Raw genomic sequence first — 26,911 nt, 5'->3', positions numbered from 1 at the left:
CGTCGTTCAATCCTCGGGGGTTTCGGCCAGAACCCGGGCATCGCGCGCCCGCAGGTTCGACCGCGCCGCGTCAAAGGCATGGCTCTGCGGCGCGCCGCGCAGCTCGGGGAACAGCGTAAACAATTCCTCGCGCTGCGCCGCCGTCAGCCCCGAGACCGAGCGTTCCGACGGATGGAAGCTCTCGGCCTCGATCCCGTCGGCATAGACCACCTCGTGGGTGTCGAAGGCCATGTGGATATAGGTCACCGGGCCGGTCGGCCGGTCCTCGATGATCGTGCTGTCGTTCAGGAGCGAGACCACCGGCACCAGCACACCGTCGGGCTTGCCGAAAAGCAGGTCGGCCCGCCAGTCGCGCACCAGGATGCGGTGCTGGCGCGACAGGCGCATGTCGCGCACCGGCTGGTCCGGCCCCAGCGCCCCGGCCCGCACGAGCACCGGGCGCATGGCCGAGGTCCGGTTGACATAACCCGCCGGCAGGGTTGTCGCCCCGATCCAGCGGATACGCTGCACACCGTGGTCGCGGGTGATCACCCGGTCGCCGATGCCCAGGTCCTCGATCGCCACCTCGCCGGTCGGCGTCAGGATCATCACGCCCGGGGTGAAACAGATCACCAGCGGGATGTTGTGCATTGTCGTGACATATTGCTCGCCGCTGCCCGGGTTGCCCGGATCCTCGGCAAAGATGCCGTTGACCGTGACCGTCAGATCCTGCGGGGCGATGAAATTCGGGTCGATCTCGAGCTTGTCGATCGACCAGCCCAGCGGCGTCTTGATCACCGCCGCGTCGCTTTCCTGCAGGGTGATCGTCTGGGTCAGCGGGTCGCCATTGGCGTCGACACCCTCGATCTCGATCTCGAAGCGCAGGAAATCGGCATCGGTCAGCGGCTCGACGATGATGTCGACCAGCTCCTGGCCGTTTTCGACCTGCACCGCGCCGCCGGGCGTATTGTCGAGGATGTTCAGCTTGGTCAGCGAGGAATTGTCGCCGATGCCGATGCCCCGGATCACCGCGTTGTAATTGTCTTCCAGGTCTTCGGCGGCATTGCGGATGGCGTTGTCCGAGGATTCGGTGGGATAGCCGTCGGACATGAAGAGCACGATATTGGTGCCATCCGGGTCGGCGCCCGCCGCCTCAAAGGCGTCTTCGGCCGATTTCAGCCCCTCGTCGAAATCGGTGCCCCCGTTCGGCCCGTCATCCTTGATGTCGTCCAGCATGGCGACGAAATCGTCGCGGTCGTCCAGCGTGTAGTAGCCCCGGTCATCGGCATCCGAGGCAAAGGTGACCAGCGAGATCACCACCTCGTCGCCCTCGTAGCCCGCGGCGATGTAGGAATCAAAGACTTCGAGCGCGGCGATCAGCTCGGCTTCGAGGATCGATTCGTCCTTGCCGTCGCCGGTGAAATCGCTGCCCGAGGAATCGCGCGTCGACCCCGAGGTGTCGATGACGATGGCCACGTCGATCCGGTCCTGGTCGGTATCGGCGCCCTGCAACTCGGCCGAGAGCTGAAAGCCGTCATCGTCTGCGCCTTCGTCGAGAATGTAGAGGGTTGAGGTCATGTCGAACAACGTAGGGTTGTTCGAGTCGGGATTCACCTCGACGTCATCAACCGTCTGAACATCTGTGGCCATGCTGTTTCCCCCTACACTTGCCCGGGGAAAATTCCCGGAATCGTCAATCGGCAGCCCATTGTCAGTGACAGGGTGTTAACAGAACCGGGGGCGCAGGTCGCTTCAATTCATGAAAAATCTGTGGCGTTCCGTGAATTTCACGATTCAATGATGGAAAAGGTCAGGAAATTGTTGACGCAGCGACAACAATATCGCGGCATTCGGGGCAAAAAATGGGCAGCCCTGCCGCGACACACCCCAAAGCAGAGTCACATAATACCCCAACCGGAGTGAATCACCCGCCGCGCCGCCGCGTCCCCGGGCAGATCGCAGGGCACCGCCCGGCGGCATGCTCTTGAAACCCGCGCGGCTCTCCCATACATTCGATCTGCTCTTCGGAGCTATGGACATAAACGCGCTCGTAATAAGCGGATCGGACCCGGGGGCGGTACCCGGCGGCTCCACCAAACATCCCGCGTTGGGGGATCATGGGGCCGAAACAGGATCGACGAACGTCTAAAGGGGTTATGCTTTGTCTCGGCTGTCTGCCACCGTTACCGGCGAACATAGTACAATTGCCAACGACAATCGTGCTCCGGTCGCCGTTGCTGCGTAAGCAGTAACAAGACCGAAATCTAAGCCCTTGCGCCTAGCCGCGTAAGGCGGGGTTCGCAGGTACCTGGCAACAGAAACCTGCATTTCCCTCCCCTGCATGATCCGACATCCGACCGCATAACCCGGCTTTCGTTCGCGCGATCCGGCAATCCACGGCACGACCCGGCTTCTGTTCGCGTGATCCAGTAATCCAAGGCACGACCCGATATTCGCCCCCGCGATCCGTCTATTCACCGCGTGATCCGGTATCCGTCCGTACGATCAGGCAATCCACCGCGTGATCCGGCATCCGTGCGTGCGATCGGACAATCCACGGCCTGATCCTGCCCCCCCGCGCAATGGGATCAACCCACATACCACGCAACGGCATCTGCACCTGGCATCGGGGGGCTTGCCTGACGTCGCCCCCGCACGGCCTGGCCCCTTCGCCACATCACGCGATCCCTGATCGGGTTTCCCCCGCATCGTCACACGCCGCCCCCATCCCCCCTGCACCACGCGCCCACCGGCGCGTCCGGGCGGATCTATTGACAGATTTGCCCCGGGCGGGTCAGGTCGCGGCAACCGGGCCGCGTGCTGGCCTGACGGATGGAGAGCCCCGTGCCCGAAACTGCCGCCGCCACGCCGCCCGACACCGCGCCCACGCCCGATGGCCCGGATGGCGCCGGCGCCCCCGCCAATCCCCTGGATAATCAGCCTGAACCGCCCTCCATGGCCGAGATGGTCCAGGTCTTCGGGCGTATCGGCCTGCTGTCCTTCGGCGGCCCGGCGGCCCAGATTGCCCTGATGCACAAGGAGCTGGTCGAAGACCGGCCCTGGCTCGACGAGGACGGTTTTCTGCGCGCCCTGTCGCTGTGCATGCTGCTGCCCGGACCCGAGGCGATGCAGCTGGCCACCTATGCCGGCTGGCGCCAGCGCGGGGTGGCCGGCGGGCTGCTGGCCGGGGGGCTGTTCGTTCTGCCCGGCGCCCTTGTCATCGGCGTCCTGGTCGCGCTTTACGCGGCCTTCGGCCAGCTGGGCCCGGTGCAGGCGGCCTTTACCGGGGTCAAGGCCGCGGTCATCGTCATCGTGCTGCAGGCCCTGCGCGGGGTCGCCCGGCGGGCGTTGAAATCGCGCGATGCCTGGGCGCTGGCCGGGCTGGCCTTCCTGGCCATCTTCGCCCTGAACCTGCCCTTTCCCCTGATCATCGCCGCCGCCGCGGCCTGGGGCTATGCACGCATGTCCGGCCCCGCTGCACCGGCCGCGGCCCCTGCCCCGCCGGCGGCCCATCCCCTGCGCACGGCGGCAACTTGGCTGGTGCTCTGGCTGGCGCCGCTGGCGCTGCTCTCCCTGGCCGGCCCGCCGCTGCTTGCCGAGATCGGCTGGTTCTTTGCCTGGCTGGCCGTGGTCACCTTTGGCGGCGCCTATGCCGTGCTGGCCTACATGACCCAGACCGTGGTCGCGCAATTCGGCTGGATCTCGACCGCCCAGATGATCGACGCCCTGGGCCTGGCCGAGACCACCCCCGGACCGCTGATCCTGGTGACCCAGTTCGTGGCCATGCTGGCCGGCTTCCTGTCGGGCGGCCCCGGGCTGGCGCTGGCCGCCGGGGCGGTGGCGCTCTGGGCGACCTTCGTGCCCTGTTTCCTCTGGATCTTCCTCGCCGGTCCCTTCCTGGACCGTCTCGCCGCCCGCCCGCGCCTGACCGCCGCGCTGTCGGGGGTGACCGCCGCCGTGGTCGGCGTGATCCTGAACCTTTCGCTGTGGTTTGCCCTGCACGTGCTCTTTGCCCGGGTCGGCCGGCTGGACATCGGCCCGCTGGCCCTGCCCTGGCCCGACCTGGCCAGCCTCGATCCCACCGCCCTGGCCCTGACCGCCCTGGCCGCCGCGCTGGCCTTTGGCGCACGCTGGTCGATGGTGCCGGTACTGACGCTTTGCGCGGCGGTTGCACTGGGGCTGAATCTGCTCTGACGGATTAACGCAAAGGGCGTCTTTCGTTTCCCTCCGAATCCCCTATTCTGTAGCCAAGACGGCAGGGAATGGTGCGATGCCACGCAATATCGACTACGGAAATCTGATGCACACGGCGATGCGCGGGCTGATCAAGGCCGTGCTGGAGGATGTGCAGGCCAATGGCCTGCCCGGGGCGCATCATTTCTTCATCACCTTTGACACGACCCATCCCGACGCCCTGTTGGCCGACTGGCTGTCGGACCGCTATCCGTCGGAGATGACGGTGGTCATGCAGCATTGGTTCGACAATCTCGACGTGACCGATGACGGATTTGCCGTCACGCTGAACTTTGGCGACCAGCCCGAGCCGCTCTATATCCCCTACGACGCCATCAAGACCTTCGTCGATCCGTCGGTCGAATTCGGCCTGCGATTCGAATCGCCCGAGGATGACGACCCCGATACCGAGCCGCCCGAACCCATCGAGCCGGAAGACCAGCCCGAGCCCGAGGAACGCAAATCCTCGGATGCCGAGGTCGTGTCGCTGGACAAGTTCCGCAAGTAAGCCGGGGCCTTCGGGCCGCATTGAACGATCCCGGGCGTGCCGATGGGCGCGCCCGTTGCGTTTTCCCCGACGTGCTGCCCCTGCACCGCCCGACGCCGGAACCATGGCCGCCCTAAGGCCTGGTGGACGCGGCGCGTGTTTCCCGGGAAGGGTGCCGCCGGAGATTGCCTTACAGGTAAAGTTTCAGCCGGGACGTGCTGCAGAGGCCCAGGCGACCTCGCAGATCACGTCCCCACCGGAGTTGCCCTCGCACATTACGATGCAGCAACAGGCTGCCCCCGGGCGACGGGTCAAACGCCATGCAGTGCCAAAGGATCAGGCGCCGCCCCTCGTCCGGCCGGCAGCGAACGCAATCGCCACATTGACCCCCGCCTCGGCAGGCACCAACACCCGATCCCGCGCCGGGGCCGCGCCTATTCCAGCGCCAGGAAGGTTTCGACCCGCCGGCGCACGGCGCCGTTGCGCACGCTGAGGAAATCCAGGTCCAGCCCGCCTTCGGTCAGGGTGCGGTTGAATTCCTGGATCTCATAGCCGCCCTGGTCGTCGACGAAGAGCGAGAAGACCGTCATCGTGTCGCCGATGATGCGCGCCCAGACATAGGGCTCGCCCTTCATCGGGTCCATCTGCACGTCATGGCCGAACATGTTCTTGCGCATGGCCGCCGAATAGACCTCGTCGCGGTCGCTGGGCACGAAATTGATCGAATAGACCGCTTCCTTGGTCCGCCCGTCGGCGCGGTAGGTGATCGTGCTCCAATCGACCTTGAAGCCTTCGCGGGTCTCCTGGATCTCGACCGACAGGTCGCGCTGGTGCATCTCGCCGGCCGAGGCGATCTGGGCCTTGCCCTTGTACGAGCCCACGAAATCGGCGATCTCGGCCGCCCCTGCCCGGCCCGCGGCCAGCAGGGCCAGCGCCAGGGCGACCAGCAGGGTCAGGCCCAGGGTCTTGAGCGGGCGCAGGTCATCGGCCGGGCGGGCCACGGCCCGCGCCACGGCGGACCGGCCTGCCACCCGACGGGCGGCCGGGCGGACCCGGGACAGGGCCGGACGGGCATGGGAACCTGCGCAACGGGGCATCGGCGATCTCCTTGATCCTGGCGGGGCTTGATCCCGCCGCGCCGAAGTTTCCGTTCTCGCCCCGGCGAACTCAAGCCCTTTCTCACCGCGCCCATCACGTTGGCGACACCGCCCGCCATGCACCTTGCGGAAACCGCAGGGGAAACAGCCAGATTGCCTAAACCCGGCCACCCCGCTAAACCCGCCTGCAAGTGTCCACGCAAGGGAGCGACAGATGTCCGAGACCCGCACCGAAACCGACAGCTTTGGCCCGCTGGAAGTCCCCTCCGACAAGTACTGGGGCGCACAGACCCAGCGGTCGATCATCAATTTCCCCATCGGCTGGGAAAAACAGCCCGTGCCGATCATCCGGGCGCTCGGTGTGGTCAAGAAGGCCTGTGCCATGGCCAACAAGGCCAACGGCGCGATGGCGCCCGAGCTGGCCGATGCCATCATCGCCGCCGCCGGCGAGGTGATCGACGGCAAGTTCGACGACAATTTCCCGCTGGTCGTCTGGCAGACCGGGTCCGGCACCCAGTCGAACATGAACGCCAACGAGGTGATTTCCAACCGGGCGATCGAGATGCTGGGCGGCGAGATGGGGTCGAAGACCCCCGTGCACCCCAACGACCATTGCAACATGGGCCAGTCGTCCAACGACACCTTCCCCACGGCCATGCACGTGGGCATCGCCATGCAGGCCCGCGACGTGCTGCTGCCGGGGCTGGAAAAGCTGCATGCGGCCCTGGTGGCGAAATCGGAAGAATTCAAGGACATCATCAAGATCGGGCGCACCCATACCCAGGATGCCACGCCCCTGACGCTGGGCCAGGAATTCGGCGGCTATGCCCACCAGGTGGCCAAGGGCATCGAGCGGGTCAAGGCCTGCCTGCCCGACATCTACGAGCTGGCCCAGGGCGGCACGGCCGTGGGCACCGGGCTGAATACCAAGAAAGGCTGGGGCGAGGCCGTGGCGGCCAACATGGCCGAGATCACCGGCCTGCCCTTCGTCACCGCGCCCAACAAATTCGAGGCACTCGCCGCCCATGACGCGATGGTCATGTTCTCGGGCGCGCTCAAGACGGTCGCCGCCTCGCTCTTCAAGATCGCCAACGACATCCGCCTGCTGGGCTCCGGCCCGCGGTCGGGCCTGGGCGAGCTGATCCTGCCGGAAAACGAACCCGGCTCGTCGATCATGCCCGGCAAGGTCAACCCGACCCAGGCCGAGGCGCTGACCATGGTCTGCGCGCATGTCATGGGCAATGACGCGGCCGTCGGCATGGCCGGCTCGCAGGGTCATTTCGAGCTCAACGTCTACAACCCGATGATGAGCTACAACGTCCTGCAATCCATGCAGCTGCTGGGCGACAGCGCCTCGGCCTTCACCGACAACATGGTGGCCGGCATCCAGGCCAACGAGACCCGGATCGACAAGCTGATGAAGGAAAGCCTGATGCTGGTGACGGCGCTGGCGCCGACCATCGGCTACGACAAGGCGACGACCGTGGCCAAGACGGCGCACAGGAACGGCACGACGCTCAAGGAAGAGGCCATCGCGCTGGGATATGTCGACGAGGAGACCTTTGACCGCGTGGTGCGTCCCGAAGACATGATCGGGCCGAAGGATTGAGCAAACCGGTCAACCTGAACAGGTTCCGGAAAGACAAGGCGCGGGCCGAGAAGAAGGCCCGCGCCGACGAGAACGCGGTGAAATTCGGGCGCAGCAAGGCCGACAAGACCCGCGACAAGGCCCGGACCAGCCTGGCCGAGCGCCGGCTGGACGGCCACAAGACCGACGAATGAGCCCGCCGCGCAAACGCTCGCTGACCCTGCGCGGGCATCGCACCAGCGTGTCGCTCGAGGACGAGTTCTGGGACGTGTTCCGCGAGATCGCGGCCGAGGATGGCATTGCGATCAACGCCCTGGCGGCCGAGATCGACGCCGGGCGCGACCTTGATACCGGGCTGGCCTCGGCCATCCGGCTGTTTGTCCTGCGCCGGTTAAGGGCGCGTTAACCTCGCTGCCGCAAAACTGGCGGCATGTCCCACATTTCCCGTCACCTGCCGCCCGATCTCTGGATGCAACGTATCTTCGACGCCAAGGCCGCCCGTGAAGGCCAGGTCGTGCGTCGCTCCATTCGCGACATGGAAATGATCGTCGGACGCGAAGCCTTCGAACAAGAACTTCGAAGACGTGGCTATCATGCCGTGCTCAACGGCGAGCAGGTTGTCATCTTCTGCAACAACGAACCCATCCGCATCTGGCTCTGACGCCCGAAAAGTCTCCCCGAGACTTTTCCCAAAACTTTCAATGAAAGTTTTGCCCGTCACCCCCGCGCATTGACCTTCAACCAGATCCCGTCCTTGGACCGCACCGTCAGATGCGCCACCGGCACCGGCACGCGCCCCTCGACCGGCGCCACGTGATACCGCGCCATCAACCGCGCCAGGATCAGCACGCCTTCGATCATCGCAAACCCCGCCCCGGTGCAGACCCGCGCCCCGGCCGAGAACGGGATATAGGCCTCGCGCCCGCAACGCCGCCCGTTCTCCCCCTGCCAGCGTTCGGGGTCGAACCCGTCGGGATTGTCCCACAGCCGCGCATGGCGATGCAGGTGCCAGGGGCTCAGCACCAGCTGCGCCCCCCGGGGTACCTCCCGGTCGCGGAAATGTTCGCAGCCCGTCGCCTCGCGCACCATCATCGGCACCGGCGGATACAGCCGCAGCGCCTCGCGGAACACGTCCCGTGTCACCCGCAGCCGCGACATCGCCGCGAAATCCCAATGCGTCACCGCCCGGGCCTCGGCCGCGACCTTCTCCTGCCACTCGGGATGGGTGGCCAGCAGGTACAGCGCCCAGCCCAGGGCCGAGGCACTGGTCTCGTGCCCGGCCAGGAAAAAGATCGCCACCTGGTCGACCATCTCGTCGGTGTCAAAGCCCTGCCCCGTCTCGGGATCGACCGTTGTCATGATCTTGGTCGCCAGGTCGTCCGGCGCCCGGCCCGCATCGATCTCGCGCTGGCGCGCTTCGGTCAGCCCTGTGATCAGGTCGCGGATCGTCCGCGCCGTGGCCCGCGTGCGCCGCGAGAAGAACCGGGGCACCCAGCGCGGCACCGGCACAAAGGCCGCCAGGTTCAGGATCGGCTGGCTGCGCTGGTAGCTGCGGAAGGCGTCAAAGACCTCGCCCGCCACCCGGTGATCGATCGGAATGGAAAACAGCGTGCGGAAGATCACGTCCGCCGCCGCCTGGCTGGTCACCGCCTCGATCTCGACGATGCCCTCCGCCAACCCCTCGACGGCCCGGTCGGCCGCGGCGAGCATGGCCGGAAAGGTGTCCTTCAGCCGGCCGCCCTCGAAGGCCGGGTCGATGATCCGCCGCTGGCGTTCCCATGTCGCCCCGTTGGTCAGGAAAACCGAATTGCCCAGGAGCGGCCGCAGCCCCTCGCCCACACGGTCCGACTTGGGGAAATCCCGCGGCCGGGCCTTCAGGATCTCGGCCACAAGGTCGGGCTGGTTGACCAGGAAGGACCGGAAGAACGGCGTGCGGAACTCGGCCATCCAGGCTCGGTACAGCCGTTCGGGCTGGGCCGACAGGATGTCCCGACGAAACAGCCGGGCATACCGTAGCAGCGATACCCTGTCGGGCCGCGACGGCGGCTTCGGGGGCATCATGGCGCCACCGACCGATAGTTTGACAGGGGCGTGACGATGCGCGACTGCGACGGCGCCCGCCCGTCATACCGCCCGGCCAGCGTCCGGGGCCCGGCGGTGATGCAAAAGTAATCGTAATCGCCCGGCCGGTCGAACGCATGCAGGTACTGGAAATGCAGCCGGTGAAAACGCCAGCGCAGGGCCGCCCAACGTTCGGGCGACAGCGTCCGGGTGAAGGCTGCCGAGATCACCAGCGGCCATCGCTGGTCCTCGGGCGCCACGCCGGTCACCGCCACCGGGTCGCACAGGGCAAAGGCACAGCCATCGCCCGGCGCCGTCACATCCACCCAGGTCACCCCCCCGGCCACCGACAGGTCGCGCAGGTCGCGGCGCAGCCGGTCAGCCCCGGGCAGGAAGGACACCATGGGCACCACCTGGCCCAGCGACAGGAAGGCCAGCGCCGGCCCGTCCCGCGGCACCCGCCCGGCCCGCACCAGGTCAGCCAGCACGGTTACGGCCAGGTGCGCCCCCGAGGAATGGCCGACGACCAGCACCTCTTCGACATCATCGGCCAGCGCCTCGGCCACCAGGTCGCCGAAACGCGCCAGCCGGTCCGACAGGGCGGGCGGGATCGCCCCCCGGGCCTCGGCCGAATAGGCAAAATCATGCATCAGGTAGAAAACAAAGGTCCGCCCGTCGACCCTTCGGGCCAGCCGCAGCACCCCGATGGCCGTCGCGAGACCGGCCGCAAGGGCGGGCAGAGCCGCCCATGCCCCCAGCCCGGACAAAAGCGCCAGCACCAGCCAGAAAGCCAGCCGTCCCAGCCCGAGGGCCAGCAGCGCGTAGAGTAACAGCATCCCCACCGGGTAGAGCGCGGCAATCACCGGGCCCTTGCGCAGGCGCAGCAACGGCCAGAACGCCCCCGTGCCCAGGTAGGCCCGGGCCGTACGCCACAGCTGGCCATAGGTTGCCGCGATGGTGCCCGACATGCTGGCCTTGACGATGTCCGACCAGACCAGCACCTCGACCCGCGCCGCGACCTCTTCGCCCTCGATCGTGGCCCGCACGTCCCAGCCGAACGGCCCCGCCCCCGCCGGGCGCCCGGCCACGGCGATGCGATAGCCCGAGATCCGGGCCTGTTCGGCCCCTTCCCGGCGATAGATCTCTCGGTACTTGCGCGGCGGGATCGGATCGTAGCCGGGAATGTAAAACACCCGGCGCCGCCTCACCTGCCGCCCCTGGGCGCTGCTCATCTCGGACCTCTCGGGCCCACCATAGCCCGCCAGCTTGTCGGGATTAAGGCCTCTCTGCGCCACCTTCAGGCCCGGCCGGACCTACGCCCACCAGTCCGCGTCAGCCCAGCATGGCCAGGCCCGGAAAGGTTTCGAGCAGCCAATAGGAAAACCGCGAGAACCCGCCCGTCAGCATCAGCAGCCCGACGGTCCAGAGCAGCAGGCCCATGACCCGCTCGATCTGTTCCATGTGGCGTTTCATCCAGCCCATCAGCCCGCCCAGCCGGGGCAGAAAGGCCGCGACCAGCAAAAAGGGCACGCCCAGCCCCAGCGCATAGACCGCCAGCAGCATCGTCCCGCGCGAAACCGAGGCCTCGGAGGCCGCCAACGACAGGATGGCACCCAGCTGCGGGCCGATGCACGGCGTCCAGCCAAAGGCAAAGGCCAGGCCCAGCACATAGGCCCCAAAGGACGATCCCCCCCGGTCGCCCACGTCGATCCGGGCCTCGCGGTCGAGGAAACCGATGCGGTAGACGCCGACGAAATGCGCGCCAAAGCCCATGACCAGCAGGCCGGCGACGGTGTTGAACCAGCCCTGGTAGGCCAGGAAGACCGAGCCGATGGCCGAGGCGGCGAAGCCCAGGAACAGAAAGACCGTCGACAGGCCCAGCACGAAGAACACGGCCGGCACCAGGGCCGAGCCCCGGCCCTTGGCCCCGTCGTTGAGATCGCTGACCGACACGCCGCTCATGTAGGCCAGGTAGGGCGGCACGATGGGCAGAACGCAGGGCGACAGAAAACTGATCAGCCCTGCGACGAGGGCGATGGCCATGGCCGGCAGAAGCGCGGCGTCGATGATATCCAGTCCGAACATCCGTCCCGCTTAGGCCATTCCGCCCGGCCAGTCACGCGCCGCAAGGTCACATCCCCGTGGATCATGTGTCAGGCCGGGGGTGCCTTTGGCGGCGCAGGACCGGGCGGGTGTTTGGGGGCACGTGTCGGGCCGGTATCCGTGACCGTAGGGCGGGTAGAGCACAAGCCGGCGGACACCGGTCGAACGCATGTTGGTAAGCATCGGTCAGACGCATATCGCCGGACCCAACACGGCCTGTATTGGCAAGCACAAAGCGGCGCCCATCGGCGGAGGCGGCAAGCTACCTCAGGGCGGGCAGAGGTCGACGGGCATCGGCGGCGCGCATCGATGGCCAATAGGCGACCGGGCCAGCGCGGCGCATGCGGGAGGACAGAGTGCCGTCAGCTGACGAGATCACCGCGCAGGCGGGTATCAATGCCATCCGGCGGACCGATGTCAGCGCCATCAAACAGGCAGATTTCGGTGGGCACCACGCAGGCCGGTATCGACGTCATAGGTCAGGAAGGGGTCGGATCTTATCGCCCGTGATCTGCCCGCTGCGGGTCCCTCAATCATAACGAAAGTCTGCTGGTTGGATTTTGCTATTCGGCGCCTCGTCGGACGCAAAGCCGTGGAGCGGTCATCATCGCCACGCATCCCCGCACCACAGGAGAGACGGGGCATCGGAAAAGCGGAACGAGACAGAGACAGAGACAGAGACAGAGACAGAGACAGAGACAGAGACAGAGACAGAGACAGAGACAGAGACAGAGACAGAGACAGAGACAGAAGGACAAGGACAAGGACAAGGACAAGGACAAGGACAAGGACAAGGACAAGGACAAGGACAAGGACAAAACGCTGACCACCCGCCCCGGCAAGCCCGCGCCCATGTCCGGTGCGCGCCCCGGACAGAGTGATGGACAGGACTGGGGCGCCGTCCTATCACTCTGGAATGATCGAAATCAGCGAAACGCTCGACGCCCGGGGCCTGCTGTGCCCCCTGCCCGTCCTCAAGGCCCGCAAGCGCCTGCAATCCCTGCCCCGGGGCGCGGTGTTGCAGGTCTGGGCCGATGATCCGGCTGCCGTGATCGACGTGCCGCATTTCTGCAACGAGGCCGGCCATGGCCTGTTGTCGCAGGACGAACGCGACGAGATGCAGGTCTACCTGATCCGCAAGGGCGGCTGAACCCGGCCCCGAAGCCGCGCCTCAACCGGCGCCAACACCCCGCCTGACCCGACCTTCTATCCCGCCCGCCTGAGCCGGACGGCGCTATAGTCTGGCTTCGGCGGCTGGCAGTCCCGTCAGCCTTCATCGACCTCCAATCGCAGCTTCCTTTGGCAGCCCGCACCCCTGGACTGCTCTCACCGGCCTGCAAGTCCGCCTGCCGTCACCGACACGCAACCCTCTCTACCTTCGCCGGCGTGAAACTCCGGCTGCTCTCGTCGACCTGCAGCCACGACCTCCCTCACTGGCCCGCAGTCCCGGACCACCCTCAGCGGACTGCAGCCCGCCTGCCGTTACCGGCGTGAAATCCCGGCCTCCCTCGTCGACCTACAGCCACGACTTCCCGCATCAGCCCGCAATCCCGGACCGCCCTCAGCGGACTGAAGCCCCGCCTGCCCAAACCGATCTGCAATCACTGCTGCCTTCACCGACCTGCAATCCAGCGTGTTGGCACAGGGCCGGACCCGTTTTTCCGTCGGAAAACGTGTTGCGCGCAGGATCCAGGGATCGCCTGAAATGCAAGAGCGCGGCCCGGGGGCCGCGCTCTTGTCTTGTTCCGTGCAAGGGTCCGGTCAGGAGCCCATGGACCACCATCCGCGCCGCTTGGGCTTGGCCGGCTCGTCCGAATCGATTTCGGTCGTGTCGGCCTCTTCGCCGGGTGCCTCATCGGCCGTGGCGGGCGCCTCTTCGGGTGCGGGCGCCGCTTGGGCTGCGGGGGCCTCGTCGGCCGGCGCGTCATCGGCCGGCGTGTCCACCGCCTCTTCGGCCGTGTCCGAGGCATCGGCCAGGCCAGCCACCTCTTCCTGGGCCTCGCTTACCGGTTCCTCGATGGCAGGCTCTTCGGCGGGTGTTTCGGCCACGGGCTCGGCCACCTCTTCCGCGACTACCTCATCGGCAACCACTTCATCGACAGCCACCTCTTCGGCCGGGGCCTCGACCTCGGTGATCGCCGCCACTTCGGGCGCCACCTCGGGTTCGGCGGCAGCGACCGGCTCGTCCATGGCTTCGGGTTCGGGATCAAAGGCCGGCTTGGGCGCCTCTTCGGCATTCGCCTCGATCGGCAGCTCGACCTCGGCCGGCGCTTCCGCCGCCTCTTCGGCCGGCGCCTCGGTGCCCTCGGTCGCAGCGTCGTTCACCGCATCCGCCTTGGGCTGATCCTCGTCCGAGGCCGTCTCGCCATCCGTCTCGGTGCCATTCTCGGCATCCGACCCGCTGCTCGACGACTTGCTCGACTTGCGCCGACGCCGACGACGGCGCTTCTTGGGCTTGGGCGCATCCTCGTCCTCGGAGGTTTCACCGTCCGAGCCGTTCGACCTGTTCGACGCGCCGCCGTCCGACCGCTCGTCGGTTTGCTCTTCGGCCTGGACTTCGGTCAGATCCTCTTCGACCTCGTCCTCGGCATCGATCATGTCCATGATCGAGCTGTCGGCCGAGACCACCGGCGCGCTCACCGCCGGCACGCTGCGCGTCGCCGTCTTGAAGCGTTCCATCGAGAAATCGGGGCTGACCAGGTGCGGATCGGCCTCCAGCCGGACCGACAGGCCGTAGCGCTGTTCGATCTGGGCGATGTGTTCGCGCTTCTGGTTCATCAGGAAGTTGGTGATCCCCACCGGGCATTTCACCAGCACTTCGCGCGAGCGGCGGCGCACGCCTTCCTCTTCGACCTGGCGCAGGATGGTCAGCGCCATGTTGTCGTCCGACCGGATCAGGCCGGTGCCATGGCAGGCCGGGCACGGCTGGGTCGTCGCCTCGATCATGCCCGGGCGCAGCCGCTGGCGCGACATTTCCATCAGGCCGAAACCCGAGATCCGCCCGACCTGGATGCGCGCGCGATCCGTCTTCAGACGGTCCTTCATGCGCTTCTCGACGGCCGAGTTGTTCTTGCGCTCGTCCATGTCGATGAAATCGATGACGATCAGCCCGGCAAGGTCGCGCAGGCGCAGCTGGCGGGCCACCTCGTCGGCGGCCTCCAGGTTGGTCTTGAGCGCGGTTTCCTCGATCGAGCCTTCCTTGGTCGCCCGGCCGGAGTTCACGTCGATGGCCACCAGCGCCTCGGTCACGCCGATGACGATGTAGCCGCCCGATTTCAGCTGGACGGTCGGGTTGAACATGCCGCCCAGGTAGCTTTCCACCTGGTAGCGGGCAAAGAGCGGCATCTGCTCTTCGTAGCGCTGCACGTTCTTGGCGTGCGACGGCATGATCATCTTCATGAAGTCCTTGGCCACGCGGTAGCCGCGTTCGCCTTCGACCAGCACCTCGTCGATCTCGCGCGAGTACAGATCGCGGATCGAGCGTTTGATCAGGTCGCCTTCTTCATAGATCTTGGCCGGCGCGATGGATTTCAGCGTCAGCTCGCGGATCTGTTCCCAGAGCCGCTGCAGGTATTCATAGTCGCGCTTGATCTCGGTCTTGGTGCGCTTGGCGCCCGCGGTGCGGATGATCAGGCCCGCGCCCTGGGGCACGTCGATCTCGGTCGCGATTTCCTTGAGCTTCTTGCGGTCGGTGGCATTGGTGATCTTGCGCGAGATGCCGCCGCCACGGGCGGTGTTGGGCATCAGCACGCAATACCGGCCGGCCAGCGACAGGTAGGTGGTCAGCGCGGCGCCCTTGTTGCCACGCTCTTCCTTGACGACCTGCACCAGCAGGATCTGGCGGACCTTGATGACTTCCTGGATCTTGTAGCGGCGCGGACGGGGCTTGCGCGGCGGACGGATGTCGTCGCTGTCGTCCTCGTCGGCCACGGATTCGATCGTGTCGTCACGGGCGGCGGCGTCGTCGCGGTCGGTGTCGTCACCGTCGCTGTCGTCGTCGTTATCGTCGCCCGCGTCGTCAGCTGCGTCGTCCTCGTCCGAGGCGTCTTTGGCGGCGTCATCGGTTGCGGCGGCGTCGCCTGCTTCTTCGGTTGCCGTGTCCTCGGCGGCGTCTTCGGCGGGGGTTTCTTCGACCGGGGCCTCTTCGGCCACGGTCTCGTCAGCGGCGGCCGCCTCGGCCGGGGCCTCGTCGGCATCCGCCGCGGGCGCGGCTGCAACGGCATCTTCGGCCACGACCGTTTCGGCCGCGGTGGCGTCGGTGTCCGCCGCCTCGGTCACAGCGTCGGCCGGGGTTTCGACCAGGGCCTCGGTCGTGCCGACCGCATCCTCGTCATCGCCCAGGTCGATGGTTTCCATGCCCCGGATCTCGGCCGTCTTGTCGGCGGCATCCTCGGGGGAGGCGACGTCCTTGGTCTCGACCGGATCATCCGACCGGGTCTTGGCGGCCTTGGTCGACGACGACGACGACGACCGCGAGGACCGGGACGACGAGGATTTCGACGACCGCGACCGCGAGGATTTCGAAGATTTCTTCTTCTCTTCCTCTTCATCCCGCGCGCGCATCGCCTCGGCATAGGCGCGCTCTTCCTCCATCAGCGCCTCACGGTCGGCGACGGGGATCTGGTAGTAATCGGGATGGATCTCGGCAAAGGCCAGAAAGCCATGCCGGTTGCCGCCGTAATCGACAAACGCCGCCTGCAGCGACGGTTCGACCCGGGTTACCTTTGCGAGGTAGATGTTGCCGGCGAGCTGCCGCTTGTTTTCGCTTTCAAAGTCGAATTCCTCGACCTTGTTGCCTTCCACCACCACGACGCGGGTTTCTTCCGCGTGGGTGGCGTCGATGAGCATCTTCTTTGCCATGTATCCTTACTGCACACCAACGGACGCGCCCTCCCTGGCGGGACGGCACGCGGGTCGGTCTGTCTTGTCAAGGCGATGGGAAACGCGGTGCGCAGCCGGGCAGTTTGCCCTGCGGCCTGTCCTCTCAGCTGTTGCACGCGCGTCATCGCGGTTCTTCTCCGACAGGTCGGTCGCGGACCGCCTGCCCATTCTTTGCCCGGAACCCGGGAGCTTGCCCGGTTACGGACGGTTCGGTGGCCCCATGTCCGGGCCGTATCGGTCTGCCCACGCATCCTGCCGGCGCATAGGGCGACAGGGGTCGGGCAGCGAAACTCAATGATACGGGGGGCCGCCGCCAATGCGGGGCACACTCCGTCGGAACACCATATGATTACGCATACCGAAATGACAATGCATAAAAACGATCCACAGGGCAGGAATATGCCGCACCGGGTGTGGCCCTGACCCCGCACCCTGGCCGACGGTGGGGCCTGTTCGGCTGCGGGCCGGGCCCTGACTTGCCCGGCTCCGGGCCGCTTGCGGGCGTTGTGTTCGCGTTGCCGGTCCGACCCTCGGGGCCAGCGGCAGGCCCGGTGTTGCCTGAAGCCTGACGATCCGCAGCCCATGAGCCGCGCCACCCTCGGCTGCCCTCTGTCCCGCGCCCCGGACCCGGGCCGCCCGCTTGCCTTCTGCGCCAGATGTCGACAGGCCTCCACAGCTAGCCCATGGGACCGGAGGGCCTGCGGCGCCAAACGCGGGCCAGCCCCCCTTGCCATCGGGCACGAGGCGCCAAAGCCCCCATTGCCCTGCACAGTTCCCCTGCCCCGTCACCGGCGCCGGGGGATCGCGCCAAGGGATTTGCCCCCGGCGTCACGTCCCTGTCATGGCTTCGTGTCGCGGCCGTTACCTGCGCGCCTTACCCTGCCGCGACAGTTGATCCCAAGGAACCCGCCCATGACCCCGACCGCGACATCCACCGCCCTGGCCCTGCCCGCCCTGCTGGCCGCGTCCATCGCCCTGGCCGACAGCCCGGCGCCCGATTTCCTGGGCCAGATCATCGTGCCTTCGGGCCTGTCGATCGCCGGCGTGCCCTTCGGCGGCATCTCGGATCTCAGCTATGACGCCGCGACCGGGCATTTCCATGCCATTTCCGACGACCGCGCCGACCACGGCCCGGCCCGGCGTTATGACCTAGCGCTGACGGCCGGCGAAGACGGTGTGGTGACCCTAGACATCGTGTCGATGACCGAACTGACCGACGAGACCGGCGCGGCCTTTGCCCCGCGGGCGACCGACCCCGAGGGCATCGCCTGGGACGGCGCGGGCCAGCGGCTGTTCTGGTCGACCGAACGCGACGCGGCCGGCGTGCCGGCGATCTACGTGACCGCAGCCGACGGCACGACCCGGCGGCTGACAATCCCCGAGGCCTACACGCCCGACAGCGACGGCACCCGGGGCGTGTTCAACAACCTGGCCTTCGAGGCCCTGGCCCTGTCGGCCGACGGCAGCCGCCTGTTCGTGGGCACCGAGAACGGCCTGGCCCAGGACGGCGACCGGGCAACGCTGGAAGCCGGCAGCCCGGCACGCATCCTGGTGATCGACACGAACTCGCTGGAGCCGGTGGCCGAATATGTCTACCCGACCGAACCGATCTTCGAGGCGGCCAGCCAGGAACCCTTCTGGAACGACAACGGGCTGACGGCCTTTGAAACCCTGCCCGACGGGCGGCTGGTGGCCGTCGAGCGCAGCTATGCCCATGGTGTCGGCAACCACATCCGGGTCTTCACCGTGTCGCTGGACGGGGCCGACAGCATCCTGGGCCAGGACGACATCGCGGCGGCGGCGCCGGTGACCAAGACGCCCTGGTTCGAGATCGGCGAAGGTGATCACGGGCTGGACATCGACAATATCGAATCCCTGTCCTGGGGTCCGGAGATCGGCGGCCGGCCCATCATGGTCCTGGCCTCGGACGACAATTTCAACGCGGCCACCCAGTTCACCCAATTCGTGGTCTTTACCCTGCCGGGCGACATGTGATCCCGCCCCGCATGGCGGGGTGAGCAAATGGAAAGGGCGGAGGCGCGTGGCGCTCCGCCCTTTTTGGTTGGGGTGTGGTTGAGGGGGATGGGTCGCCCAGGGGCTGCTGCTTTGTCAGACACCCCGGGCGTTTGGCCCGGGGGGCCGATTGGGGCGGGCAACGTCCTATGGGTGTTTTCGAGACGCGCCTGCCCCGAGGCTTCATCTGTAGGTGTCGACGCGGGCGCGCCTGCCCCGGGGCTCCGCCCGTTCGGCGCTGAAATCGGTCCACTGGACCGATCTCCGGGCGCGCCTGCCCCGGGGCTCCGCCCGTTCGGCGCTGAAATCGGTCCACTGGACCGATTTCCGGGCGCGCCTCACCCCAAATAATCCGCCCGTTGCAGGCCGTACTTGGCCATCTTCTCGTTCAGCGTCCGGCGCGGCAGGCACAATTCGTCCATCACCGCCGAAATCGAGCCCTTGTGCCGCCGCATCGTATTGTCGATCAGCATCCGCTCGAACGCCTCGACATATTCCTTCAGCGGCTTGCCCTCGGTCGTCACGACCGGCTGCATCTCTTCGTGGTCGGACATCAGCAGCGACGAAATCGTCCCCGTCCCCCGCCGCGATTGCAGCACCGCCCGTTCAGCCACGTTGATCAGCTGGCGCACGTTGCCCGGCCAGGGCGCCTGCAGGAACTGCGCGGCCTCCTGGGCCGAGACCTTGGGCGCGTCGCAGCCGTATTCGTCGGCAAAGCTCTCGGTGAACTGGGTGAACAGCTGCAGGATATCCTCGCCCCGCTGGCGCAGCGGCGGCACGATGATGCGCAGCGCGGCCAGCCGGAAGAACAGGTCGGGGCGCAGCGCGTCTTCGCAGGTGCGGCCCTGTTCCTGCATGTTGGAAATCGCGATGATCCGTGTCTCGGCCGGCTCGCCCTGCTGGTTGATCGTCGCCAGCAGCTTGCCCTGAACCGTCGGCCCGATGCTCTCGATCCCTTCCAGAACCAGCGTCCCGCCGCGCGCCTGTTCGATGGCCGGCAGATGCTCGTCCTCGGGGTTCATCGGCCCGAAGAGCCGCTTGGCCAGCGCCTCGTCCTCGTAGGCCGCACAGCTGACCAGCACGAATTTCTTGGCCGCGCGGCTCGCCACGGCATGCAGCGCGTGGGCGATCAGCGTCTTTCCGGTGCCCGTCTCGCCTTCGATCAGCACGTGGCCGTCGGACTGGCCCAGGTCCAGGATATCCTCGCGCAGGCGTTCCATGACCGGCGAATTGCCCACCAGCTTGGACATCAGCTGGGTGCCGTCGGACAGCTCGCGCCGCAGCGCCCGGTTGTCCAGCGTCAGCCGCCGCGCCCGGGTGGCGCGCTTGGCCAGCTCCGACATCCGGTCGGGGTTGAACGGCTTTTCGAGGAAATCGAACGCCCCCACCCGCATCGCCTCGACGGCCATCGGCACGTCGCCATGGCCGGTGATCATGATGACCGGCAGGGTGCTGTCGGTGCCCATCAGCTTTTTCAGGAACTGCATCCCGTCCATGCCCGGCATCTTGATGTCGGAAATCACGATCCCCGGGTAATCGGGCGACAACCGTTTCAGCGCATCCTCGGCGCTGGCAAAGGTTTCGGTGTCATAGCCCGACAAGGCCAGCCATTGGCTGATCGACTGGCGCATGTCGTTTTCGTCGTCGATGATCGCGATCTTCATGGCTTGAGCCATTCACGGCGCTCCTTTGATCTTTTCTTTATTCCGCGGCGTCCTGCGCCGGCTCGTATATCGGCAGTTGCACATCGAAAACTGCGCCACCCGCCTGTCCGTTCCGTGCCGTCAGACGTCCCCCGAGGTCACCCACGATCCCCGAGGAAATCGCCAGCCCCAGGCCGACCCCGTCGCCCGGCTGTTTCGTCGTGTAGAACGGTTCGAACAGCTGGTCGGGGTCTTCGATCCCGTGGCCGTTGTCGCGCACCGACAGCCGCGCGGTCTCGCCCTTGGCCAGGAGGATCTCGATCTCGGGATCCTGGACCGACTTGGTGGCATCGATGGCATTGCGCAAGAGGTTGATGATGACCTGCTCGATGCGCACCCGGTCGGCCAGCACGAGCACCGGCTCGGTGGGCAGGATCTGGGTGATCCGCACGGCCCGCTGGCGCAGCTGCGGTTCCATCATCGACAGCGACGAGGACAGTGCTTCGTTCAGGTTCACCGGCGCCAGGGAATCGGTGCCCTTGCGCGCATAGGATTTCAGCTGGCGGGTGATCGCGCCCATCCGCTCGATCAGCCCGTCGATCCGCTTGAAGGCGGCCATCGCCTCGTCGGGCCGGTTGCGGTTGAGCAGCAGCCGCGCGCCGGCCAGGTAGGTCTTCATCGCCGCCAGGGGCTGGTTCAGCTCGTGGCTGACGGCGGCCGACATCTCGCCCAGGGCGGCCAGCTTGGAGGATTGCGCCAGGGTCTGTTCGGTCACGGCCAGGGTTTCCTGGACCCGCTCGCGCTCGGCGATTTCCCGCTGAAGCCGGGTGTTCAGGGCCCGCAGCTCGACCGATTCCCGCTGGAACAGCATCATGCGGAGGGCCGTGCGCCGGCTGAGCGCGTAGAAGACCAGCGACAGCAGGATGGCAAAGCCCATGATCTCGAGCGCCAGCACCCCGTTCACCTTTTCGCGCACCGAGGCATAGGTCGTGAAGGAGGCCATCCGCCAGCCGCGGAACGGGATGCGGGTTTCCATGCGCATCACGCCCTCGCCCAGCACGTAGGCATCGGGCGGCAGGGCCGTCCAGTCGGCGGTGGCCCGGATCGCCCGTTCGATGGCGCTTTCTGGGGTCTCGCGCGACAGGGCGTCTTCCTCGGACAGGCCGCGCCACTGGTTCTCGGTGGCCAGGACGATCGTGCCGTTGCTGTCGGTCACGATGACCGCGTCGGAAATGCCGGCCCAGGCCCGTTCGAACTTGCGCAGGTCGACCTCGACGACAACCACGCCCATCACGTTGGTGCCGCTTTCGATGCGCCGGGAATAGAGAAACTGATAGCCCCCGGCCTCGCGTTCGATCGTCGAGAAGATCGTCGCATCGGCCCGCATGGCATCAACGAAATAGGAGGCATTGCGCAGCTGGGCGCCCAGCTTTTCGCGGTCGGTCGCGGCCACGATGCGCCCGTCGCGGTCCAGCAGCTGCAACGAGGCCACCCCGATTTCGTCCTTGAACGAAATCAGCCGCTGCGACGAGGCGGTGTAATCGGAGGAATTGAGCGCCCCGATCAGCGCCGGATCGCGGGCCAGCAACTGGGGCACGATGGCATTGCGCCGCAGTTCGGACAGCAGGTTGCCGGAGTACAGCGCCAGGCGCAGTTCGGCCCGGTTGCGCGTGGTCGAGGTGAAGCGTTCGGTCAGCAGAGAATTGGTCGTCCAGACCGTCACCACGGCCAGGCCGAACAGGGCCATCAGCACCATGCGCACGCGCCAGGTGATGTGGCCGGGGCGGCGGCCCCAGCTTCGGCCGGATCTCGCCGTGGTGTTGTCTTCGCTCGACATGGCAGCCAAGCTACGCCGCCGCTGCGACAGGCTCAAGTCAGGCGGTTTCCAGCGCCCCGGTCAATGCGCGGAAGAGCGCCGCCCCGTCGGTTCCACCATGGGCCTCTTCGGCCGCGCGTTCGGGATGGGGCATCATGCCCAGCACCCGGCGGTTGGGCGACAGGATACCCGCGATGTCGCGCTGCGAGCCGTTGGGGTTGTCGGTATAGCGGAAGGCCACGAGGTCTTCGCCTTCGAGCCGGTCCAGCGTGTCACCATCGGCAAAGTAATTGCCGTCGTGATGGGCGATCGGGATCGTCACGACCTGGCCGGCGTTGTAGCCCTCGGTATAGGCCGAATTCGAGGTCGCAACCTCCAGGCCCACGTTGCGGCAGATGTAATGCTGGTTGCCGTTGCGCAGCAGGGCGCCGGGCAGCAGGCCGGTTTCGGCCAGCACCTGGAAGCCGTTGCACACGCCCAGGGCATAGCCGCCCCGCTCGACATGGGCGGCCAGGGCCTTGCAGATCGGCGAATTGGCCGCGATGGCCCCGCAGCGCAGGTAATCGCCGAAGGAAAAGCCGCCCGGAACGCCGACGATGTCGACGCCCGCGGGCAGTTCGGTGTCCTTGTGCCAGACCATCTCGACCTCGGCCCCCGCATTGCGGAAGGCCATGGCCAGGTCGCGGTCGCAGTTGGACCCGGGAAAGACCAGGACGGCGGCGCGCATCACAGCACCTCGATCCGGTAGCTTTCGATCACCGTGTTGGCCAGCAGCTTCTCGCACATCTCGGCGATCTGGGCCTCTTCGGTGTCGGGGGCCACGTCCAGTTCGATGACCTTGCCCTGGCGGGCGCCGGTCACCCCGTCGAACCCCAGCGAGCCGAGCGCCTGGCGGATCGCCTCGCCCTGCGGGTCGAGCACGCCATCCTTGAGCATCACCGTGACACGAGCTTTCATCGGGCTATCCCTTCGATTGGGGTCTGTTCAGTTGATCAGGGTGGGCTTGGCATGGCCCGAGTTCTTGGGCATGACACCCAGCCGGCGGGCGACCTCGGAATAGGCGTCCGTCAGGTTGCCCAGGTCGCGGCGGAAGACATCCTTGTCCAGCTTCTGGCCGGATTCGATGTCCCACAGCCGGCAGCTGTCGGGCGAGATCTCGTCGGCCACGACCAGGCGCTGGAAATCGCCTTCGTAGACCCGGCCGATCTCGATCTTGAAATCGACCAGCCGGATGCCGACGGCCAGCATCACGCCGCTGAGGAAATCGTTGACCCGCAGCGCCAGCGACAGCACGTCGTCCATGTCCTGCTGGCTGGCCCAGCCAAAGGCCGCGATGTGCTCTTCGGTGACCAGCGGATCGCCCAGGGCATCGTCCTTGTAGCAATATTCGACGATCGGCCGGGGCAGCTGGGTGCCCTCGGCGATGCCCAGACGCTGGGTCAGGCTGCCGGCGGCATAGTTGCGCACGATGACTTCCAGCGGGATGATCTCGCAGGAGCGCACCAGCTGCTCGCGCATATTCAGCCGCTTGAGGAAGTGGGTCGGCACGCCGATCTGGTTGAGACCGGTCATGAAGAACTCGCTCAGCCGGTTGTTCAGCACACCCTTGCCTTCGATCACGTCCTTCTTCTGGGCGTTGAAGGCGGTGGCATCGTCCTTGAAATACTGGACAAGCGTCCCCGGCTCGGGGCCTTCATAGAGAATCTTCGCCTTGCCTTCGTAGATCTTCTTGCGACGCGCCATAAACGGGCCTTTCGGGAAAAGAGGGGCGCGGGCGTCCCCGCGCGATCATGCGCTCTCATACGCGATGGGCCCGATGGTCGCAAGCGAACCGGAAAAGCTTGATCGCGCAGGCGCGCGACAGCATATCTCGGGTAACGGATATCGAGGAGAAAGGGGAACGCCATGAGCACCTTCGATGATCGGGAACACGCCTTCGAAGCCAAGTTCGCCCATGACGAGGAAATGCTGTTCAAGGCCACGGCCCGGCGCAACAAGCTGGCCGGCCTCTGGGCGGCGGAGCTGCTGGGCAAGACGGGCGACGAGGCCCAGGCCTATGCCAAGACCGTGGTGATCGCCGATTTCGAGGAAGCAGGCCACGAGGATGTCGTGCGCAAGCTGGCCGGCGACCTGGGCGACAAGAGCGACGCCGACACGATCCGGGCCAAGCTGGCCGAGCTGCTGCCGGTGGCCAAGGCCCAGCTGATGGAAGAGCTGGGCTGACGCCCGGCCCCGCCGGTGGCCGCTGACGCGGCCCCGCATGCCCATGTCCCACCCGGGCGCCGCTGACGCGGCGCCCGTTTTCGTTTCGCCGCCCCTTTCGTCATACTTGCCGCGCGCCGCTGCGCGGCGCTTCCGTCCCCGGGGCCGCCCCGCTGCGCGGGTCGGTTTTGGCCGAAATACGGCACGTTTTGGAATTGCGGTGATGACGCGTCCGTGAAATGCCCGTTTGTGAAATGTGAACGCACCGCCCACGCCACGAGGAAGCCGCCATGTCCACCTCCCTTGCCGATCTTCTTGCCGCGAAAGGCGTCCTGCTGGCCGATGGGGCCACCGGGACGAACCTGTTCAACATGGGGCTCAAGGCCGGCGAGCCGCCGGAATTGTGGAATGTCGATGCGCCCGAGAAGATCACGGCGCTTTACAAGGGCGCGGTGGATGCCGGGTCGGACCTGTTCCTGACCAATACCTTCGGGGGCAATGCCTCGCGGCTCAAGCTGCACGATGCGCAGAAACGCGTGCGCGAGCTGAACCGGGTGGGCGCCGAGCTGGGCCGCGACCTGGCCGATCGCCAGGACCGCCCGGTTGTGGTGGCCGGGTCGGTCGGGCCCACGGGCGAGATCATGCAGCCGGTGGGCGAGCTGTCGCACGAGCTGGCCGTCGAGATGTTCCACGAACAGGCCGACGGGCTGAAGGACGGCGGGGTCGACGTGCTCTGGGTCGAGACGATCTCGGCACCGGAGGAATTCCGCGCGGCGGCCGAGGCCTTTGCCCTGGCCGGCCTGCCCTGGTGCGGGACGATGAGCTTTGACACGGCGGGGCGCACGATGATGGGCGTGACCTCGGAGGCGATGGTCGGGCTGGTCGGGGATTTCGATCCGGCGCCGCTGGCCTTCGGGGCCAATTGCGGCGTGGGCGCGTCGGACCTGTTGCGCACGGTGCTGGGCTTCCGGGCGGCCGAAACCGACGTGCCGGTGATTGCCAAGGGCAATGCGGGCATTCCGAAATATGTCGAAGGCCACATCCATTACGACGGCACGCCCGAGCTGATGGCGACCTATGCGCTGATGGCGCGCGATTGCGGGGCGCGGATCATCGGCGGCTGCTGCGGCACGACGCCCGATCACCTGCGCGCCATGCGCGAGGCGCTGGACAGTGTCGAGCCGGGCGGCGAGGCCCCCGATCTTGACGCGATCCAGGCCGCACTCGGCGGGTTTTCCTCGGCCAGCGACGGCACCGGCGATGACGGCGGGCCGGTGCGCGAACGGCGCGGGCGCCGGCGTCGGGGATAGGCCCCGGGCGTCATTCCTGCTGCAACGTATGACCTGGGGGCGCTGCCCCCGTCCTCCGTTGGAGGACTCCCCCGGGAATACTTGGAAAGAGAAAGAAGCAGGACGCCCGCGCGCGGCCGGGACGGCGCACCGACCTGCTGCTTCTTTCTCTTTGAAAATATCCCTGCCCCGATTGTCCTACCGGGCCGGCCGCTCGGATGGGGCGCCGGTTGTGTCAGAACAGGCTCATCTGGTCGCCGGGCATCGGTGGTCGCGCGAAGAGATCGCTGCGCAAAGGGGCGGTGCGTTCGCGCAGGCCAAGACGGCGGCAGGCGGATTTGAACCGCCGGGCCGTCAGTTCGGCAAACTCGCCCTCGCCGCGCATCCGGTGGCCCCAGCGCGGATCATAATCCCGCCCGCCATGCATCTCGCGCAGTCGGGCCATGATCTTGGCCGCGCGGTTCGGTTCATGTTCGGCCAGCCAGTCCTGCCACAGGGGCGACACTTCGCGCGGCAGGCGCAGCATGATCCAGCTGGCGGCATCGGCCCCGGCGGCAGCGGCTTCGGCCAGGATGGTTTCCAGCTCGTGATCCGTCAGCCCCGGAACCACCGGGGACACCATGACGCACACCGGAATCCCCGCATCGACCAGCCGGCGGATGGCCGCCAGGCGCCGGCGCGGCAGGGGCACGCGAGGTTCCATCCGGCGTGACAGGTCGTCGTCGAGCGTTGTGATCGTGATGCCCACGCGGACCAGCCCCTGCCGGGCCATGGGCGCCAGGATGTCGATGTCGCGCTCGACCAGGGCGCCCTTGGTCACGATGCCCACCGGGTGGTTGAACTCGGACAGCACCTGCAGGCAGGACCGGGTGATGGCCCGGTCGCGCTCGATCGGCTGGTAGGGATCGGTGTTCGTGCCGATGGCCAGCGTGGCCACCTTGTAGCCCCGGGCACCCAGCTCGCGGCGCAGGACGTCGGGCGCCCCGGGCCGGGCGATCAGCCGGGTTTCGAAATCCAGCCCCGGCGACAGGCCGAGATAGGCATGGGTCGGCCGGGCGAAACAATAGATGCAGCCATGTTCGCAGCCCCGGTAGGGGTTGATCGACCGGTCGAAAGGCAGATCGGGCGAGCGGTTGTAGGTGATCAGGCTCCGCGGCTGTTCCTCGGTGACCCGGGTGTCGAAGGCAGGGCGCGCCTCGGGGATGTCCCACCCGTCGTGATCCTCGGTCCGGGCCAGGTCGTAGCGGCCGGCCAGGTTGGTCGTGGCGCCCCGGGCGCGGCGCCGGTCGGGGTCTATGGTGGCGGGCTGGTCCATGGCCACCATCTGGAACAAAATGAGAACAATTGCAAGGTGTGGCCGGTTGGCGGTGCCAAAACTTACGTCATCTTCATCATTTTCGGCCACTCAGGTCGCAAGACGGACCGGCGATGTCGCTAATTGCCTAGTCGCTGGCCGCCCGAGCGCGGAAAACGAAAGATGAGGCCGGTCCGGGTGTCCGGCCTTTTCGACCCATCCCAT

General features: G+C 66.9%; 22 protein-coding genes and 1 other RNA gene. 11 read left to right on the top strand and 12 right to left on the bottom strand.

Translation table 11 applies throughout. The features are described from left to right. Positions 1 to 6: 6 nt before the first annotated feature. Complete coding sequence (locus ACK3BB_RS11360) at positions 7 to 1,557, bottom strand: Hint domain-containing protein (protein ID WP_428924758.1); 1,551 nt, start codon at positions 1,555 to 1,557, stop codon at positions 7 to 9. 402 nt (positions 1,558 to 1,959) lie between these two features. Here ACK3BB_RS11360 and ssrA point away from each other — a divergent pair. From ssrA to ACK3BB_RS11345, 3 genes are all read left to right on the top strand, one after another. Continuing rightward, positions 1,960 to 2,308, top strand: a transfer-messenger RNA (tmRNA) gene (gene ssrA, locus ACK3BB_RS11355). A gap of 626 nt (positions 2,309 to 2,934) precedes the next feature. Beyond that, positions 2,935 to 4,173: a chromate efflux transporter gene (gene chrA, locus ACK3BB_RS11350; protein ID WP_428928727.1), complete on the top strand. Its 1,239-nt coding sequence runs from the start codon at positions 2,935 to 2,937 to the stop codon at positions 4,171 to 4,173. Positions 4,174 to 4,249: 76 nt separating this feature from the next. Beyond that, on the top strand, positions 4,250 to 4,720 hold the full coding sequence (locus ACK3BB_RS11345; protein WP_428924757.1) for an SspB family protein: 471 nt from the start codon (positions 4,250 to 4,252) through the stop codon (positions 4,718 to 4,720). Between the two features lie 413 nt (positions 4,721 to 5,133). On the opposite strand, the gene ACK3BB_RS11340 is transcribed toward ACK3BB_RS11345, so the two are convergent. Continuing rightward, positions 5,134 to 5,796 (bottom strand): hypothetical protein, encoded by a 663-nt coding sequence (locus tag ACK3BB_RS11340; RefSeq protein ID WP_428924756.1) that lies wholly within the window; start codon positions 5,794 to 5,796, stop codon positions 5,134 to 5,136. A gap of 214 nt (positions 5,797 to 6,010) precedes the next feature. On the opposite strand from ACK3BB_RS11340, the gene fumC reads away from it, so the two are divergent. From fumC to ACK3BB_RS11320, 4 genes are read left to right on the top strand one after another with little or no spacing between them, the layout of a single operon-like run. After that, positions 6,011 to 7,405, top strand: coding sequence for a class II fumarate hydratase (gene fumC, locus ACK3BB_RS11335; RefSeq protein WP_428924755.1), 1,395 nt, complete (start codon positions 6,011 to 6,013; stop codon positions 7,403 to 7,405). Continuing rightward, positions 7,402 to 7,578 (top strand): DUF4169 family protein, encoded by a 177-nt coding sequence (locus ACK3BB_RS11330; protein ID WP_428924754.1) that lies wholly within the window; start codon positions 7,402 to 7,404, stop codon positions 7,576 to 7,578. The genes fumC and ACK3BB_RS11330 overlap by 4 nt, the downstream gene beginning before the upstream one ends. Continuing rightward, positions 7,575 to 7,790, top strand: coding sequence for a ribbon-helix-helix domain-containing protein (locus tag ACK3BB_RS11325; RefSeq protein WP_428924753.1), 216 nt, complete (start codon positions 7,575 to 7,577; stop codon positions 7,788 to 7,790). The genes ACK3BB_RS11330 and ACK3BB_RS11325 overlap by 4 nt, the downstream gene beginning before the upstream one ends. Before the next feature lie 24 nt (positions 7,791 to 7,814). Continuing rightward, complete coding sequence (locus ACK3BB_RS11320; protein WP_428924752.1) at positions 7,815 to 8,045, top strand: N-(5'-phosphoribosyl)anthranilate isomerase; 231 nt, start codon at positions 7,815 to 7,817, stop codon at positions 8,043 to 8,045. Between the two features lie 56 nt (positions 8,046 to 8,101). On the opposite strand, the gene ACK3BB_RS11315 is transcribed toward ACK3BB_RS11320, so the two are convergent. From ACK3BB_RS11315 to ACK3BB_RS11305, 3 genes are all read right to left on the bottom strand, one after another. Further along, positions 8,102 to 9,445, bottom strand: a complete 1,344-nt coding sequence (locus tag ACK3BB_RS11315) for a cytochrome P450 (RefSeq protein ID WP_428924751.1) — start codon at positions 9,443 to 9,445, stop codon at positions 8,102 to 8,104. Continuing rightward, positions 9,442 to 10,677 carry a hypothetical protein gene (locus tag ACK3BB_RS11310; RefSeq protein WP_428924750.1) on the bottom strand — a complete coding sequence of 412 codons (1,236 nt, stop codon included), beginning with the start codon at positions 10,675 to 10,677 and terminating at the stop codon, positions 9,442 to 9,444. The genes ACK3BB_RS11315 and ACK3BB_RS11310 overlap by 4 nt, the downstream gene beginning before the upstream one ends. Before the next feature lie 100 nt (positions 10,678 to 10,777). Beyond that, positions 10,778 to 11,530: a cytochrome c biogenesis CcdA family protein gene (locus ACK3BB_RS11305; protein WP_428924749.1), complete on the bottom strand. Its 753-nt coding sequence runs from the start codon at positions 11,528 to 11,530 to the stop codon at positions 10,778 to 10,780. A gap of 898 nt (positions 11,531 to 12,428) precedes the next feature. Between ACK3BB_RS11305 and ACK3BB_RS11300 the strand changes: the two genes are divergently transcribed. Further along, complete coding sequence (locus tag ACK3BB_RS11300; RefSeq protein WP_428924748.1) at positions 12,429 to 12,698, top strand: sulfurtransferase TusA family protein; 270 nt, start codon at positions 12,429 to 12,431, stop codon at positions 12,696 to 12,698. A 611-nt stretch (positions 12,699 to 13,309) separates the two neighbouring features. Here the strand turns inward: ACK3BB_RS11300 and ACK3BB_RS11295 are convergent. Next, the gene (locus ACK3BB_RS11295; protein WP_428924747.1) at positions 13,310 to 16,408 is read right to left on the bottom strand and encodes an Rne/Rng family ribonuclease; all 3,099 of its coding nucleotides are present in this window, start codon (positions 16,406 to 16,408) and stop codon (positions 13,310 to 13,312) included. Positions 16,409 to 17,341: 933 nt separating this feature from the next. Here ACK3BB_RS11295 and ACK3BB_RS11290 point away from each other — a divergent pair. Then, positions 17,342 to 18,424 carry an esterase-like activity of phytase family protein gene (locus ACK3BB_RS11290; protein ID WP_428924746.1) on the top strand — a complete coding sequence of 361 codons (1,083 nt, stop codon included), beginning with the start codon at positions 17,342 to 17,344 and terminating at the stop codon, positions 18,422 to 18,424. 356 nt (positions 18,425 to 18,780) lie between these two features. On the opposite strand, the gene ACK3BB_RS11285 is transcribed toward ACK3BB_RS11290, so the two are convergent. From ACK3BB_RS11285 to purC, 5 genes are read right to left on the bottom strand one after another with little or no spacing between them, the layout of a single operon-like run. Continuing rightward, positions 18,781 to 20,118 (bottom strand): sigma-54-dependent transcriptional regulator, encoded by a 1,338-nt coding sequence (locus ACK3BB_RS11285; RefSeq protein ID WP_428924745.1) that lies wholly within the window; start codon positions 20,116 to 20,118, stop codon positions 18,781 to 18,783. A 25-nt stretch (positions 20,119 to 20,143) separates the two neighbouring features. Then, a complete protein-coding gene (locus ACK3BB_RS11280) occupies positions 20,144 to 21,922 on the bottom strand; it encodes an ATP-binding protein (protein ID WP_428924744.1) in 1,779 nt (592 codons plus the stop codon). A 37-nt stretch (positions 21,923 to 21,959) separates the two neighbouring features. Beyond that, positions 21,960 to 22,628: a phosphoribosylformylglycinamidine synthase subunit PurQ gene (purQ, locus tag ACK3BB_RS11275; RefSeq protein ID WP_428924743.1), complete on the bottom strand. Its 669-nt coding sequence runs from the start codon at positions 22,626 to 22,628 to the stop codon at positions 21,960 to 21,962. Continuing rightward, complete coding sequence (gene purS, locus ACK3BB_RS11270) at positions 22,628 to 22,858, bottom strand: phosphoribosylformylglycinamidine synthase subunit PurS (RefSeq protein ID WP_428924742.1); 231 nt, start codon at positions 22,856 to 22,858, stop codon at positions 22,628 to 22,630. Before purS ends, purQ begins: the two co-directional genes overlap by 1 nt. Positions 22,859 to 22,885: 27 nt before the next feature. Further along, positions 22,886 to 23,644 carry a phosphoribosylaminoimidazolesuccinocarboxamide synthase gene (purC, locus tag ACK3BB_RS11265; RefSeq protein ID WP_428924741.1) on the bottom strand — a complete coding sequence of 253 codons (759 nt, stop codon included), beginning with the start codon at positions 23,642 to 23,644 and terminating at the stop codon, positions 22,886 to 22,888. A gap of 162 nt (positions 23,645 to 23,806) precedes the next feature. On the opposite strand from purC, the gene ACK3BB_RS11260 reads away from it, so the two are divergent. Beyond that, positions 23,807 to 24,124 carry a DUF1476 domain-containing protein gene (locus ACK3BB_RS11260; protein WP_428924740.1) on the top strand — a complete coding sequence of 106 codons (318 nt, stop codon included), beginning with the start codon at positions 23,807 to 23,809 and terminating at the stop codon, positions 24,122 to 24,124. Positions 24,125 to 24,393: 269 nt separating this feature from the next. After that, positions 24,394 to 25,413 (top strand): betaine--homocysteine S-methyltransferase, encoded by a 1,020-nt coding sequence (gene bmt / locus ACK3BB_RS11255; RefSeq protein ID WP_428924739.1) that lies wholly within the window; start codon positions 24,394 to 24,396, stop codon positions 25,411 to 25,413. Between the two features lie 214 nt (positions 25,414 to 25,627). On the opposite strand, the gene ACK3BB_RS11250 is transcribed toward bmt, so the two are convergent. Continuing rightward, the gene (locus ACK3BB_RS11250; protein ID WP_428924738.1) at positions 25,628 to 26,707 is read right to left on the bottom strand and encodes a PA0069 family radical SAM protein; all 1,080 of its coding nucleotides are present in this window, start codon (positions 26,705 to 26,707) and stop codon (positions 25,628 to 25,630) included. Positions 26,708 to 26,911 lie beyond the last annotated feature (204 nt).

Origin of the sequence: Marinibacterium sp. SX1, from assembly GCF_050389775.1 — a bacterium.
In the GTDB taxonomy this organism is placed as follows: Bacteria; Pseudomonadota; Alphaproteobacteria; order Rhodobacterales; family Rhodobacteraceae; genus Marinibacterium.
Note: the sequence above shows the minus strand (reverse complement) of the source record. Positions and strands in the feature narration are given on the sequence as shown.

Excerpts from the sequence above, each read along its gene's own strand:
- purQ (WP_428924743.1), bottom strand. The coding sequence starts at position 22,628 with ATGCGCGCCGCCGTCCTGGTCTTTCCCGGGTCCAACTGCGACCGCGAC.
- fumC (WP_428924755.1), top strand. The coding sequence starts at position 6,011 with ATGTCCGAGACCCGCACCGAAACCGACAGCTTTGGCCCGCTGGAAGTC.
- ACK3BB_RS11320 (WP_428924752.1), top strand. The coding sequence starts at position 7,815 with ATGTCCCACATTTCCCGTCACCTGCCGCCCGATCTCTGGATGCAACGT.
- ACK3BB_RS11290 (WP_428924746.1), top strand. The coding sequence starts at position 17,342 with ATGACCCCGACCGCGACATCCACCGCCCTGGCCCTGCCCGCCCTGCTG.
- ACK3BB_RS11300 (WP_428924748.1), top strand. The coding sequence starts at position 12,429 with ATGGACAGGACTGGGGCGCCGTCCTATCACTCTGGAATGATCGAAATC.
- ACK3BB_RS11305 (WP_428924749.1), bottom strand. The coding sequence starts at position 11,530 with ATGTTCGGACTGGATATCATCGACGCCGCGCTTCTGCCGGCCATGGCC.
- purS (WP_428924742.1), bottom strand. The coding sequence starts at position 22,858 with ATGAAAGCTCGTGTCACGGTGATGCTCAAGGATGGCGTGCTCGACCCG.
- ACK3BB_RS11250 (WP_428924738.1), bottom strand. The coding sequence starts at position 26,707 with ATGGACCAGCCCGCCACCATAGACCCCGACCGGCGCCGCGCCCGGGGC.
- ACK3BB_RS11280 (WP_428924744.1), bottom strand. The coding sequence starts at position 21,922 with ATGTCGAGCGAAGACAACACCACGGCGAGATCCGGCCGAAGCTGGGGC.
- ACK3BB_RS11360 (WP_428924758.1), bottom strand. The coding sequence starts at position 1,557 with ATGACCTCAACCCTCTACATTCTCGACGAAGGCGCAGACGATGACGGC.
- ACK3BB_RS11340 (WP_428924756.1), bottom strand. The coding sequence starts at position 5,796 with ATGCCCCGTTGCGCAGGTTCCCATGCCCGTCCGGCCCTGTCCCGGGTC.
- ACK3BB_RS11345 (WP_428924757.1), top strand. The coding sequence starts at position 4,250 with ATGCCACGCAATATCGACTACGGAAATCTGATGCACACGGCGATGCGC.
- ACK3BB_RS11315 (WP_428924751.1), bottom strand. The coding sequence starts at position 9,445 with ATGATGCCCCCGAAGCCGCCGTCGCGGCCCGACAGGGTATCGCTGCTA.
- chrA (WP_428928727.1), top strand. The coding sequence starts at position 2,935 with ATGGCCGAGATGGTCCAGGTCTTCGGGCGTATCGGCCTGCTGTCCTTC.
- ACK3BB_RS11295 (WP_428924747.1), bottom strand. The coding sequence starts at position 16,408 with ATGGCAAAGAAGATGCTCATCGACGCCACCCACGCGGAAGAAACCCGC.
- ACK3BB_RS11285 (WP_428924745.1), bottom strand. The coding sequence starts at position 20,118 with ATGGCTCAAGCCATGAAGATCGCGATCATCGACGACGAAAACGACATG.
- ACK3BB_RS11325 (WP_428924753.1), top strand. The coding sequence starts at position 7,575 with ATGAGCCCGCCGCGCAAACGCTCGCTGACCCTGCGCGGGCATCGCACC.
- bmt (WP_428924739.1), top strand. The coding sequence starts at position 24,394 with ATGTCCACCTCCCTTGCCGATCTTCTTGCCGCGAAAGGCGTCCTGCTG.
- purC (WP_428924741.1), bottom strand. The coding sequence starts at position 23,644 with ATGGCGCGTCGCAAGAAGATCTACGAAGGCAAGGCGAAGATTCTCTAT.
- ACK3BB_RS11310 (WP_428924750.1), bottom strand. The coding sequence starts at position 10,677 with ATGAGCAGCGCCCAGGGGCGGCAGGTGAGGCGGCGCCGGGTGTTTTAC.
- ACK3BB_RS11260 (WP_428924740.1), top strand. The coding sequence starts at position 23,807 with ATGAGCACCTTCGATGATCGGGAACACGCCTTCGAAGCCAAGTTCGCC.